An 11822-nucleotide genomic window follows, 5' to 3' on the forward strand; every position below is an offset into this window, starting at 1 on the left:
GAGCTTAGGGCGGAACGGCGGGCCGCGCAACGCGCGCCGCTGCGCTCGCGAGCGCGGCGGGGGTGAACTCCATCACCATCAGCGCCGGAGCGCCCGTGCGGTCAGGAGGTTTCTCCGGCGCCGGCGTGTCGAGCTTTTGCGGAAAGGGAAAATACACGCCCGCCGAATCGGGCCCGTATTGCGCAATCAGCGGCCACAACGCGTCGTAAGAGCCCTCGACGCCGACCGCGACGAGTCCCGGATGCCATCGCCCGAGCGTCCACTGCACCTGGAACATCTTGTTGGGGTTGAGCCTTGGGAAGGCCGGACCGCCGAACCATCGAGGGGCGGATTCCAGAACCTCGTACTTGCGGTCGTTGAGCGCGTCGAGGTCGCCGCCGCCGGCGAGGTAGCGCTCGGCTATGCCGAGCAGCGTCTCGAATCGCGTCCGCGCGTAGCGCCGCTGCAAGTCGAGCGCACTTAGCTTCAGGAAGGGCGCGAGGGTCGATGGGGTAAGCCGATAGAGCGTGACGGCGCCAATTTCGAGCGGCCGCACGCCCAAGGTCGCGAGCAAATCGCGAAGCGCCGCGCGATCCTCCTCGGAGGGCGGCGTGCGCACCCAGGTCGCCGCGGTCGGGCGGCCGTCCTCGCGCTTGGTCATCCAGTACTTCTCCGGGCCCACGATAATTGCGGCGACCTGTTCGTGCACGAGCAGCGCCTTGAGCTGATCGGGCGCGTCGGGAACGCCGGCGACGTCGTACAGCGCCGCCATGATCGGCCAGCGCGCGTACTCGGGCGGGGCGAGCGGCGAAAGTCCGATATATCCACCGGCCAGGCGAAAATACATGTCGGTAGCCAGTTGCCATTGCATACCGTCGCCGTAGATCGGATTCGGCAGCGTCATCACGATTTCATCGGGCGCAAGATACTGGCGATAGAGCCCGGTGGAGAAGAACGGCGGCGCTTGGAAAGGTTGTATCCAGAACTGCGCCGACAAGTTGGGCAGCATGAAGGGCACCAGCGCTGCGCCGAGCACCCATTTGCGCGCGGGCGGGGCGCCGTCCGCGGCGAGCCACATCGCTACGATAATCGCGAGCACCAGGAATGCATACGCCATCAGGCGAATAGGCACGATCTTGTTCAACAGCGGAAACTGGAGCAGCAGCGCCCAGGGAGCGGCAACCGTTCGGGCGCCGGCGATCACGACGCGCGAGCCCAAGGCGAGCACGCAGATGACGACGAGCAGTTCGATCAGCAAGCGTCCGATCGGCTCGCGCAAACGGGCGCGGGCGAACAGTACGACGATCGCGATCATCGGCAACGCTATGTAGGAAGTGGTCTCGGTCAGGCTCGCGAGAAAAGTGCTGGCGACCCCAGCGATCGCGGGCAGCCGTCCGAGTTCACTGACCGCGGTCGGTACTGCGAAACTTAACAGGTCGGCGCCGAACAGCACCGGATCGAGAACCGAGCCGCCAGTGTGGCCGAAGGCGAACATGTAATACAGGTAGGGCGAGAGCAGGACCACCGCGACCGCGTAAGCCGCCGCTATCTCCGGGATCAACGCCCGCAAGCCGCGGCGCTGCTTCTCGTCGACCAGCGGCATCGCCATCAGGAAGGCCAAACCGCCGGTGAAACTCGCGCTCGCCGCAATCTCCGGGAAGAACAGGAACTGGGCGGCGATCAGCACTCCCACGCCAGCAACGAAGCGGCGCCGAGCGAGGTCGCCGTTGAGCCGCCTCAGCGCGAGCCAAAGCGCCAGCGGAACCGCAAAGATCAGCGCGTCATTGAGATGCGTCCGCAGCGAGCATGCAACGTAGGACGAAAACCCGAATACCCAGCCGCCGAGGAGCGCCGGCCAGTAGCTTCGCGCGATCCAGCGGCAAAGAACGAATGCGGCCCATCCCGCGAGCGCCGGCGCGAGCAGACAGAGGACGTTGAACGCGGCGACCGGCCCGAACGTCCAGCTCAGCGGCGCAGCCACCCACGCGCCGAGCGCAACCGTGGTTGTCCAGGCGAGATTGGCGCCGACCGGCGCGAACAGGACTTGGGTCAGGAATGGATCGACGCGATGGGCTATCGCATACGCCCACCACCCCACTGACCAGACCATCTGCGGCGGGTCGGGGCCGCGTCCGATATACCACGTCGAGAAATGACCGACGAGCCCGCGGCCGAAAAAAACAAAGGAAAGAACCAGGTAGATGAGGAACGCGCCGGACGCCTCGCGGTCGAGCGCGCGGCGGTTCGCGCTCGCCTCAGACATCCGCGGCAGCGCGGCGGGCTGACAGGAGAGTCACGTTCGCGAAGCTCTCCATTTAGAATGCCCTCCGCCTCTCCCCTTCAACCGGAACCGCTGCCGCAAAAAACTCGTGCGCACGATAGCATGCCAGTGTCTCCGCCGCCATCCGCTTTGAGGAATTCAGGCCTTACTTGGCAAGGGCTTTTCCCGCATGTACTCTGCCGATCGGAGATGACCCGCATCGAACCCGACACCATGGCGTCCCGCGCGCAACCGACTCCCAATCCGTCCAGGCGCGATCTCCATCCGGAATTTCTTTCGCTGCTGCCGCTGACGATTCTCGTACCCGTCTTCAACGATTGGGCGGCGGCCGAACTGCTGGCCGAGCAAATCGATTCTGCGTTCGGCGAGCAGGGACTCAGCGGGCACCTGGTATTCGTCGACGACGGCTCGCTGGAGCCGATGCCGGAGCAGTTTCCGAAAGCACCGCCACGCAATCTATTGCAGATTCAGACGGTCGAATTGAGCACCAATTTGGGGCATCAGCGCGCGCTCTGCGTCGGCCTCGTTCACCTCAAGCAGAGCGAGGTGGCCGGACCGATCGTAATCATGGACGGCGACGGCGAAGACGCTCCGTCCGATATCGCGCCTTTGCTGAATAAGTTCGTCGAAGAAGGCCGGCGCAAAGTGGTGTTCGCCGCGAGGGGACTGCGCGCCGAAGGCGCGGTCTTCAAATTCTTCTATAGGCTTTATCGGAGCCTCCATCGCCTGGCGGTCGGTTTCGATCCGCGATTCGGCAACTTCAGCGTCCTGCCCGCACCGATCCTGCGGCGGCTGACGGTCAGCTCCGATCTCTGGAATCACTATGCAGCCGCCGTGGTCAAGATGAAGCTGCCCTACGCGACGGTGCCAATCGATCGCTCGCGGCGGTTCGTGGGCGAATCGAAGATGGGCTTCGTCGGACTGGTGGTGCATGGGCTTAGCGCGATGTCGGTCTTCGGCGACACGGTGGGCGTCCGGCTTCTTATTCTGTGCGGCCTCGCCGGCGTACTGACTATCGCACTTATAATCACCGCAGTGGTAATCAAACTGGCTACCAACCTCGGAATACCGGGATGGGCCACCTACGTAACCGGATTGCTGCTGCTGATCCTTTCGCAGTTGGCGGTGCTTTCGCTGGTCTTCATTTTCATCGCGCTATACAGCCGCGGACAATCCAGTTTCGTACCGATCCGCGATTGCCCGATCTACATAGGCAGAGTGAGGACCATCTTTCCCCGAGATGACTGATTTCGCCTATGTCGGCACCGAGCTCGACCTGTTCGCGGGCGCGAGAACCTGGAAGTCGTATGTGCGCTCCCATCTGCGTCCGTTCCTGACCGGCGAGGTCCTGGAGGTGGGAGCCGGAATCGGCGCCGCAACTGCGGCTTTCAATGACGGCACGGCGCGCCGATGGGTCTGCTTGGAACCGGACCGCGCGCTCGCCGAGCGAATCAGGCCCGGACTTCCGTCGAAGCTCGCGAACTGCGAGGTCGTCGTCGGAAGCCTCGCCGACTTCACTCCCGAAGAGCGCTTCGATTGCGTCCTGTACATGGACGTTCTCGAACATATCGAGGCCGACGGTCCCGAGGTTGCCCGTGCGGCAGCGCATCTGAAGCCCAACGGCGCGCTGGCGGTGCTGTCGCCCGCGCTTGCGTGGCTGTTCACGCCGTTCGACGCGGCCATCGGTCACTACCGCCGCTATTCGAAGAATTCGCTGCGTTCGATCGCCCCGCCGGGCGTGCGCGAAGCGAAATGCGTCTACCTGGATTCGGCCGGATTGCTCGCGTCGCTGGGAAACAAGCTGTTTTTGCGCTCGCCAACGCCGAGCGAGGCGCAGATTCGTTTCTGGGACCGCTTCATGGTGCCGATCTCGAGGATCACCGATCGGCTTGTGGCGTACGCGATCGGGAGATCGATCCTGATGGTGTGGCGCAAGGAAGCGTAGCCGGCGTTCAGCGCGCGCCGCCGGCCGAGCCGGCCACACGGCACGCAATGGTATTTCAGTATTCGGGCTTGAAGTCGAAGTGATGGAACGCCTCGATGTAGCGCACGGTGCGGGTCTTCGAACGCATCATCACGCTGTTGGTATGCGCGCCGCCGGAAAAAAACCGCACGCCCGATAGATAGTCGCCCGTGGTGACGCCGGTCGCGGCGAACATCACGTTGTCGCCGGCCAGTTCCTCGAGCGGCAGCCGCCGCTTCAAATCCAGCAGGCCGCAGCTCAGGCAGGCCTCGGCCTCCTGCTGATTGCGGGGCGCGAAGCGCGCCTGCATCTCGCCGCCCGCCGAACGGATCGCCGCAGCGGCAAGCACGCCCTGATGCGCCCCGCCGACGCCGATCAGCAGGTCGATTTCGCTTTCCGGCCGCGTGGTGGCGACCGCCGCGGCCAGGTCGCCGGCCGAGAGCAGTTTGATTCCCGCGCCGGCGCGCCGCACCTCGCCGATCAGCTTCTCGTGGCGCGGACGGTCGAGGATCGCAACGCGCAAGTCCTCGACGTAAACATTCTTGGCCTCGGCCAGCGCCTTCAGATTGTCGCTGGGGGAGCGGTCGATATCGATCACGCCGCGACCGAACGGGCCGCAGGCGATCTTTTCCATGTAGGTATCGGGACAGGTGAGCACTTTGCCGCGTTCGGCTAGCGCGATGCAGGAAAGCGCATTGGGAGCGCCCGACGCCGCGATATGCGGCCCCTCGAGCGCGTCGAGCGCAACGTCAACCTCCGGTCCGGCGCCGGTGCCGACGATCTCGCCGATGTAGAGCTGGTCGGTCGAGCCCTGTTCGCCCTCGCCGATTACGATCTTGCCGTCGAAGGCGATCGAATTGAGCGCCTTGCGCATCGCATCGCAGGCGGCGCGATCAGCTGCCCGCTCGTCACCGCGTCCGATAAAACGCGCGACGGCGAGCGCCGCCGCCTCAGTGGCACGAACAACTTCAAGCGCGAGATTTCGCTCCATCGTCGGGCGGGCCTCCCATCGACCAGCATCGGCGCGGCATCGGCGCAGCCGCCGCTAGCGCGTCCCGAGCAGCGACTCGATCAGCCGGTAACCGTCCATCACCGCGACGCCCGTGCGCGCCGCTTCGCGTTCGGTGTAGCGCCGCGCGCCTGCTCCCGGGCCGCTTTTCGCGCCGAGCATAGCAAAGGGTACCGGCTCGTTCGAGTGCGTTTTAAGTTTGCACGGCGTCGCATGGTCGGGCATCAGCAAGATCCGGAAATCTCCGAGCGCCGGCAGCTCGCGCAGGAGCGGGGCGATGATCAGTTCGTCGATTCGCTCGATCGCCTCGCGCTTGAGATCCGCGCGCCCCATATGGCCCGCCTCATCCGGCGCTTCGATATGCAGCAGCAGGAAGTCGCGCCGCTTGAGCGACTCGAATCCGTAACGCGCCTTGGCCGCGTAGTCAGTATCGAGGAAGCCGGTCGCGCCCGGCACCTTGATCCGCTCGAGGCCCGCGAGCCTGCCCAGCCCGTTGACCAGATCGACCGCCGAAATTACCGAGCCCTCGATACCGAAGCGCTCCTTCAGCGTCGGCACCACGGGGCGCCTGCCCTGCCCCCAGAACCACACCGACGTCGCGGCCGGCTTGCCGGCGGCGACACGCGCGCGGTTGACCGGATGGGCGCGCAAAATCGCCGCCGCTCGATCCATGATCGTGCTCAGGCGCTCAGCGCCTTCGCCCGCGGGCAGATGCGGTCCAATCGGCCTGCCTGTGATGTCGTGCGGCGGGGTCAGGCGCGCCGCGACGGGTCCGCCGTGCCAGACCATCAGATGGCGGTAGCTGACGCCGCTATGGAATTCGATTCCGTCGCCGGCAAGCCGCGCATCCAGGTCGGCGACGATCGCCGCCGCTTCCTCGGTCGTAATATGGCCCGAGGTGAAGTCGTCCATTATCGGCGAGCCGTCGGTGCCGGGCGCGAGCGAGACGAGGTTCATCCGGAACACGACGTCGTCGGGGGCAAGATCGATTCCCTGGCTGGCCGCCTCGATCGGCGCGCGGCCGGTATGATAGCGCGCCGGATCGTAACCGAGCATCGTCATCGTGCCGACGTCGCTGCCCGGGGGCATCCCGGCCGGAATGGTCGCGACCAGGCCGAGTTCGCCGCGGGTCGCCAGCAGATCCATGTTGGGCTTGTTGGCCGCCTCCAGCGGAGTCTTGCCGCCGAGTTCGTCGCACGGCCAGTCGGCCATACCGTCGCCGTGAATGATGATGTATTTCATTTCGCTTGCGACCTGTCCCAAAGAGCACGCGGGCGTCGGAAACGGCGCCGGGCGCGCGTCATCCGTTCTGCATGATTTTCAGCACCTTGCCGACGTCGGGCTCGACCACGATCGTGTTGCTGAGATTCTTGAGCGCGGTGTCGGGGTCCTTGAGGCCGTGGCCGGTCAGCGTGCAGACCACGACCGAGCCCGGGCGCAGCGCACCGCTTGCGGCGTACTTGAGCGCGCCGGCCACCGAGGCCGCCGATGCCGGCTCGGCGAAAACTCCGTGCGCCGCGATCAGCCGGTACGCAGCCAGAATTTCGGCGTCGGTTACGAGGTCGATTATTCCGCCCGACTCGTCGCGCGCGGCCTCCGCGCCCTTCCAGCTTGCCGGATTGCCGATCTTGATCGCGGTCGCCACCGTATGCGGGTCGTCGATCGGATGGCCGAGCACGATCGGCGCGGACCCGGCCGCCTGATATCCCATCATCTTCGGCAACCGCTCCGCGAGCCCGGCGGCCTTGTAGTCCTGGTAGCCGGCCCAGTACGCCGTGATGTTGCCCGCGTTGCCTACGGGCAGAAACTGATGGGTCGGCGCGTCGCCAAGCTGATCGCAAATCTCGAATGCCGCGGTCTTCTGGCCGGCAATCCGGTCCGGATTGACGCTGTTGACCAGGCGGATTCCCACCGGATCGCTCTCCGCAACGTCGCGCACAACCTTCAAGCAAATGTCGAAGTTGCCGATTATTTCGATCACGCCGGCGCCATGCATCAGGCTCTGCGAGAGCTTGCCGAGCGCGACCGCATCCTTGGGGATGAGCACGAACGCGCGCATCCCGGCGCGCCCGGCATATGCCGCGGCGGACGCCGCCGTGTTGCCCGTCGAGGCGCAGATCGCGATTCGCGCGCCCTCGCCGCGCGCCTTGCTCATGGCCACCGTCATCCCCCTGTCCTTGAACGAGCCGGTGGGATTGACGCCTTCGAATTTGAAGTAACACTTGATGTTTTGACCGAGCCGTGACGCGATCTCGGGGCTCTCGATGAGCGGCGTGTTGCCTTCATTAAGTGTAACGACGGGCGTGCTCGCGCCCACCGGAAGGAAGCGGCGATAGTGCTCAATAAGCCCTGGCCATCGCGTCAGGCGCAGCGGCGCCGACGACAATTCGCCCTGCTTCCCGCCCTCCTGCTTTCCGCGCGCCATCGCCTTACAGCCGCTCCTCGATCCGGATAAATACGGGGGTGCCGCTCACGGTGTGAAGCCGTTTGATCTGCGCGAGCGCGCGCTTGAGATTGCGCTCCTCGGCTTCGTGGGTCCGCATGATGACCGGCACCGTGCCCTCTACGACGCGCCCCTGCTGAATGACCGACGCGATCGAAATTCCGTTGCGTCCGAGCACCGAGGCGATTGCGCCGAGCACGCCTGGCTTATCGCGCGCCTCGAAGCGTAGATAGTATTCGCATAGCACGGCGTCCATCGGCTTGACACGCGCCCGCCCTATCGCCGCCATCGGGTAACCCAGCGCATGGCCGCGCGCGCCCGCCCCGGCCGCGCGCGCCCACGCGATCTCGAGCACGTCGGCCATCACCGCCGTCGCAGTCGGCATCTGCCCCGCCCCCAGCCCGAAATACATCGTCGAGCCCAGCGCCTCGCCGTGAATGTAGATCGCGTTGAACGCACCGCCGACGCCGGCCAGCAGATGGCGCGCCGGGATCATCGTGGGATGCACCCGTGCCTCGATCATCCCGCCGTCTTCCTTTGCGATCGCGAGCAGCTTGATCGTAAATCCAAGCTCGCGGGCGAAGGCGATATCGGCCTGCGTGATGCGGTTGATGCCTTCGGTGTAAACCTGCGGAGGTTTGAGCAGCGCGCCAAAGGCCAGCGTCACCAGCAGGCAGAGCTTGTGTGCGGCGTCGTGGCCCTCGATATCCAGGGCAGGATTGGCTTCCGCCAATCCCGTGCGCTGGGCCTCGGCGAGCGCCTCGGAAAACTCGGCGCCCTGCTCGGTCATCATCGTGAGGATCGAGTTGCAGGTGCCGTTGACGATGCCGTACACGGCGCGCTGGCGGTCGCCGGCCAGAGCTTCGCGCAGCGTGCGGATGATCGGCACGCCGCCGCCGACGCTGGCCTCGAAGCCGATCGCCATCCCGGCCTTCGCCGCGACGGCGAAAATCTCCTCGCCATGCTCCGCGAGCAGCGCCTTGTTGGCGGTTACAACGTCCTTGCCCGCCGCGAGCGATTTCAGGATGAGCGAGCGGGCGGGTTCGATCCCGCCGAACAACTCGACCACGATATCGACGTCGGGACGCACAACCAGCGCCGCCGCGTCGCGAGTGATGAGTTTGGCGGTCAATCCGAGCGCGGGGATAGGCCTCAGGCTGCGGTCGGCGACGCCGACCAGCTCGAGCGGAACCCCGAGCTTGCGCTGATGCAGCGCCGCGTTGCGGCGCATCAGCTTGACCACGCCCTCGCCCACCGTGCCGCATCCGAGCAGGGCTACGCGTACCGCTTTCAACGGTGCACCAGCGCGCGCCAATCGAGATCGCTCTAGGAACCCGCGGCCGCGACGTGCGAACGCAGCCCGGCCGGCGCCATGCGGAGCGCATGGCGGATTCCGCGGATCGCCTGGCGGGTGCGATGCTCGTTCTCGATGAGTGCGAACCGCACGAAGCCGTCGCCGTCGGCGCCGAAGCCGACGCCGGGCGACACCGCGACCTTGGCCTCGGCGAGCAGGAACTTGGCGAATTCGAGCGAGCCCATCTCGCGAAAGGGCTCGGGGATCGGCGCCCACACGAACATGGTGGCGCGCGGCTTGGCGACCGGCCATCCGGCGCGGTTAAGCCCGTCCACCAACACGTCGCGCCGGCTGCGATAAAGCTCGGCGATCTCGCCGACGCAATCCTGCGGCCCGTTAAGGGCGGCGATCGCCGCTACCTGCACTGGCGCGAACATCCCATAGTCGAAGTAGGACTTGAGCCGCGCGAGCGCGCCGATCATTTCCCGGTTGCCGACCGCAAAGCCGACGCGCCATCCGGGCATGTTGTAGCTCTTGGAGAGCGTGAAAAATTCGACTCCGACCTCGCGCGCGCCCGCCACCTGCATCATCGAGGGCGCCTGGTAGCCGTCGAAGCACAAGTCGGCGTATGCGAAATCGTGAACGACCAGAATTTCGTTCTCGCGCGCGAACTCGACCACCCGCTTCATGAACGCGAGGTCGACGGTCGCGGTGGTCGGGTTGTGCGGAAAGTTCATCACCAGCAGCTTGGGCCGCGGCCAGCATCGGTTGACCGTCGCCATCAGTGCATCGAAAAAATCCTCGCCGCGGCTGATCGGCACGCCCTGCACCTGCGCGCCCGCGATGATGCATCCGTACTGATGAATCGGATAGGTCGGTGTCGGCGCCAGCACCACGTCGCCCTGATCGAGGATCGCGAGCGCCAGATGCGCGAGACCCTCCTTGGAGCCGATCGTGACGATCGCCTCGGAATCCGGATCGAGCTCGACGCCGTGGCGGCGGCGGTACCAGTCGCAGATCGCAAGCCGCAGCTTGTACACGCCGCGCGAGACCGAGTAGCGATGGTTGGGCGGCTTGGTCGCCGCCTCGACCAGCTTGGACACGATATGCGCCGGCGTGGCGGCGTCGGGATTGCCCATGCCGAAGTCGATGATGTCCTCGCCCGCGCGCCGCGCCTTCAGGCAAAGCTCGCCGATCGCGTTGAAGACGTAAGGTGGCAGCCGCTTTATCCTGGGAAAATCCATCGTGCGCCCGTACGATCCTGCGGGCGCGGACTCCCGCACCCGAAGCATATTTTGTAACCGACGGCGGGCCGCGCCGCTAGTAGGCGCGCGGCGCGCCACCCCGGCTAGGCGCCAAGCGCCTCCCGGTTGACGCAGTTGTGCGGCACCTGCCCCGACATGATGCGGACGATATTCGCCGCAACGCCGCGCGCGATTCCGCGATAGGAAACGTCGGTGACGCCGGCGATGTGCGAGGTAGCGATAACGTCGGGGCGGCCGAGCAACGGTGAGCCGGGGTCGAGCGGCTCCTGCTCGAACACGTCCAGCCCGACGCCCATCAGGCGTCCTTCTTTGAGCGCCCGCAGCATCGCGGCGGTGCTGATCAGGCCGCCGCGTGCGGCATTGATGATGCACGCCTGCGGCGGCAGCATCGTGAGCGCCGCCTCATCGACGATCTGGCGAGTCTGCTCGCTCAGCGGAACGCAAAGAAACAGGTAGTCGGCGCGGCGCAACAGTTCGGGCAGCCGCTCCGGGCCGCCGACCCATTCCATCCCGAGCCGCTCGGCGAGCGCGGGCTCGGGACGGCGCTGCAGGCCGATTAGCCGCATTCCGAACGGACGCAAGCGCAACGCCAGCGCCTGGCCGATTCCGCCGAGACCGACGATCCCCGCCGTACGGCCCATCATCGCGCGCCCAAGCGGCGTGCCCCACGTCCCGCCGGCGCGGATATTCTCTTCGGCGAGGGGGAGCCGCCGGCTGATCGCGATTGCGGCCATCACGCACCATTCGGCGACCGATTCGGCGTTGCCGGTGCCCGGCGTGGGAACGTTGGCGACCGCTATCCTGCGCTCGGTGGCCGCCGCGATATCCACGCCCTCGAGACCCGCGCCCCACTGCTGGATGAGCCGCAGGCCGCGGATACGGTCCATCAACGCGCCGTCAATCCGCGACATCGCAGGCAGCATCACGTCCGCCGCGTGCCCGTTCTCGCGCAGCGTCGCGACCTCGACCTGGTCGAGCTGCACGCCGGGCAGCGCCTCGATCAGAAACTGGCGCACCGCGGTAAATCCGGTACCGGCCATCACGACTCTGGGCGAAGACATAGGGACCTTTTCCTGTTATCGCGCGGGCGCGATTTCGCCACATTTGAACCCGAGCGAGCGCGTGTCTGCAAGCGGAGCGCGCGCGGCGCGGCCTCCGCTAGTGAGGTGTCCTGAAATAGTTTTCATCCCAGGATCTCAAGGCTGTCATTCCGAGCGCAGCGAGGAATCCCGGCTTCCACGAAGAACGAATAAAGATCCGGGATTTCTCGGTCGCTGACTCCCTCGGAATGACACCTTGACGCTATCTCGCGGCTGTCATTCCGAGCGCCGCGAGGAATCCCGGCTTCCACGAAAAACGAACAAAGATCCGGGATTCCTCGGTCGCCGACTCCCTCGGAATGACACCCTGACGCTTTTCCGATTGTGTAAGTTATTCGCGGGACATCACACTGATATGGAACGACCGTGTCAAATGGTATCTCCGCGATTTTCTTGGCGCGAGAGGGGGCAGCGGACGGCGTTGGGCGACGGTTGATCACTCTGATATTCGCGGGTCGAGCGCGGAGGCTCTCCGTCATAGTCGTGAT

The 11822-nt window shown here is 65.7% G+C and carries 9 protein-coding genes; 2 read left to right on the forward strand and 7 right to left on the reverse strand.

The genetic code is table 11. From position 1 onward, the window contains the following. Window positions 1-4: 4 nt before the first annotated feature. Window positions 5-2242: a hypothetical protein gene (locus VMI09_05705; GenBank protein ID HTQ24172.1), complete on the reverse strand. Its 2238-nt coding sequence runs from the start codon at window positions 2240-2242 to the stop codon at window positions 5-7. A 207-nt stretch (window positions 2243-2449) separates the two neighbouring features. Here VMI09_05705 and VMI09_05710 point away from each other — a divergent pair, with 207 nt between their 5' ends. Together VMI09_05710 and VMI09_05715 are read left to right on the forward strand one after the other, a co-directional pair. Then, window positions 2450-3508 carry a glycosyltransferase gene (locus tag VMI09_05710; protein HTQ24173.1) on the forward strand — a complete coding sequence of 353 codons (1059 nt, stop codon included), beginning with the start codon at window positions 2450-2452 and terminating at the stop codon, window positions 3506-3508. Further along, window positions 3501-4205, forward strand: coding sequence for a class I SAM-dependent methyltransferase (locus tag VMI09_05715; protein HTQ24174.1), 705 nt, complete (start codon window positions 3501-3503; stop codon window positions 4203-4205). Before VMI09_05710 ends, VMI09_05715 begins: the two co-directional genes overlap by 8 nt. A gap of 55 nt (window positions 4206-4260) precedes the next feature. On the opposite strand, the gene glpX is transcribed toward VMI09_05715, so the two are convergent. From glpX to VMI09_05745, 6 genes are all read right to left on the reverse strand, one after another. Then, window positions 4261-5214 carry a class II fructose-bisphosphatase gene (gene glpX / locus VMI09_05720; GenBank protein ID HTQ24175.1) on the reverse strand — a complete coding sequence of 318 codons (954 nt, stop codon included), beginning with the start codon at window positions 5212-5214 and terminating at the stop codon, window positions 4261-4263. Between the two features lie 54 nt (window positions 5215-5268). Beyond that, window positions 5269-6474, reverse strand: a complete 1206-nt coding sequence (locus VMI09_05725) for a cofactor-independent phosphoglycerate mutase (GenBank protein ID HTQ24176.1) — start codon at window positions 6472-6474, stop codon at window positions 5269-5271. A gap of 58 nt (window positions 6475-6532) precedes the next feature. After that, on the reverse strand, window positions 6533-7657 hold the full coding sequence (thrC, locus tag VMI09_05730) for a threonine synthase (protein ID HTQ24177.1): 1125 nt from the start codon (window positions 7655-7657) through the stop codon (window positions 6533-6535). 4 nt (window positions 7658-7661) lie between these two features. Further along, window positions 7662-8969: a homoserine dehydrogenase gene (locus VMI09_05735; GenBank protein ID HTQ24178.1), complete on the reverse strand. Its 1308-nt coding sequence runs from the start codon at window positions 8967-8969 to the stop codon at window positions 7662-7664. 32 nt (window positions 8970-9001) lie between these two features. Next, a complete protein-coding gene (gene alaC, locus VMI09_05740; GenBank protein ID HTQ24179.1) occupies window positions 9002-10252 on the reverse strand; it encodes an alanine transaminase in 1251 nt (416 codons plus the stop codon). Between the two features lie 65 nt (window positions 10253-10317). After that, window positions 10318-11295, reverse strand: coding sequence for a 2-hydroxyacid dehydrogenase (locus tag VMI09_05745; protein HTQ24180.1), 978 nt, complete (start codon window positions 11293-11295; stop codon window positions 10318-10320). Between the last annotated feature and the right edge of the window lie 527 nt (window positions 11296-11822).

This window comes from Candidatus Binataceae bacterium, assembly GCA_035500095.1.
In the GTDB taxonomy this organism is placed as follows: domain Bacteria; phylum Desulfobacterota; class Binatia; order Binatales; family Binataceae; genus JAKAVN01.